The 1,451-nt window shown below is 43.3% G+C and carries 1 protein-coding gene and 1 pseudogene; both read right to left on the reverse strand.

The features are described 5' to 3' along the window. Window positions 1-162: 162 nt before the first annotated feature. Window positions 163-705, reverse strand: coding sequence for a DUF3916 domain-containing protein (locus JJB97_RS17965; protein ID WP_238715441.1), 543 nt, complete (start codon window positions 703-705; stop codon window positions 163-165). Beyond that, a pseudogene (locus JJB97_RS17970) lies at window positions 705-1,451 on the reverse strand (hypothetical protein); the annotation flags it as partial. The gene JJB97_RS17965 and the pseudogene JJB97_RS17970, both read right to left, overlap by 1 nt.

The following is a 1,451-nucleotide window of genomic DNA, read 5'->3' on the forward strand; positions in this document are numbered from 1 at the left end:
CGCTGTTCACCGTAAGCTGCTCTTCAGCGCGGATAACGCATTACGGGCTGCCAATTGAGGTACTGGCTAAGCCAGGACAACTGGTTATCCGGCTGACGAGGGAAGGATAAGGCTGACAAAAAGATCCCAACTTAGTGCCGGGATCTTTTTATGATGGAAACTTTACTTTTTACTTACTTCTCCAATATACCAGTGCTCAGAATAATAAATTTCGCCCTCATCATTTTCACAGACTCTTAAAATCCCTAACTCTGAGAAGTCGTTAGGCAATACTAAATCCCACTCTTTTACCAAGCTTCGCCCATGTAACAAGCTTAACTGCCCAAAAATATTATTCCCTGGCTGTGTGTGCATATTAAAATAATCTTCAGAAGTAAACAAGCACAACTCGCTCGAAAACATATCAGGCAAAACAATACTGCAAGTAACTCGTATATTTTTTTTATCAGCGGGCTTGGACTGGTAAATATCATATGCGGCATCTATCAGCATCTGTGCACAATATGACTGAATATTACGATTAGTCTGTTTTCCCTGAACTAGCGAAAAATGCACCGGTATTTTGTCATTCCAGTAACCATAAGAATAGTCTTCATCGGCAATCACTGGAAATCTAGAATCATAAGTTTCAGCCCATTTTTTTAATGCTCTTAGCCTTCGTGGAATGCCTCGCAACTTCTTATTACTTATAGCTAGTTGTCTCATTATATTTTCCTTCCTTTAGCAGCTTCAGTCTTAGCCTTGTTAACAGTTCCATCTAGATTTAATACCGCCTTGAACTTTCCTTTACTGTCAAAAACTTCAAGGTGATTTTTATGCTGCCCATCAAGATAGAATTGATCACCTTTTTTGATTACATCACCAATATTACCATTCGCTTTGTAAATACTTTGCCCTTGATATATTTGACTGCTTTTTTGTGCGTTGTTACTTATCTGTGTACCAAACCCCGGTTGGGTAAGGAATTCTTTCATATTCCCAACTGCCCCTTTATTCGGCTGATATTTACTAAACCCCCCAAACGCTGCCGCTGCCGCACCCGCAATAATATCAGCCTGAACGTTATCCAGACCATAGTCTTTCTGAAGTGCTTCCGATACTTTATTGGTCGAGATAACCCCATCTGCCTGGATTTGATGCATCCAGGTCGCTGTCAGATCATAGGCCATTTTGGCCGGGATATCTTCCCCCAGGGCACGATCTATCGCCTGCTTCACAGCCATGCTATCAGCCAGCACATCACCATATTTCTGCTGGCAGGTAGCCGGACTCGCCGCACAGTCACTGATGAGCTGTTTCTGTTGGGCGGTGCTCAGTTCTTCATATTTCTTAATGATACTGCCGCAGTCACCGCCACTGGCCTGACACGACTTCATTTCAGCCGACCAGGCATCTATCTGCTTACTACTCAGGCTGTTATTGGTCACTTCCACCTTCGCGGCATTCGCGCC

This window comes from Tenebrionibacter intestinalis (assembly GCF_016632365.1).
GTDB lineage: Bacteria > Pseudomonadota > Gammaproteobacteria > Enterobacterales > Enterobacteriaceae > Tenebrionibacter > Tenebrionibacter intestinalis.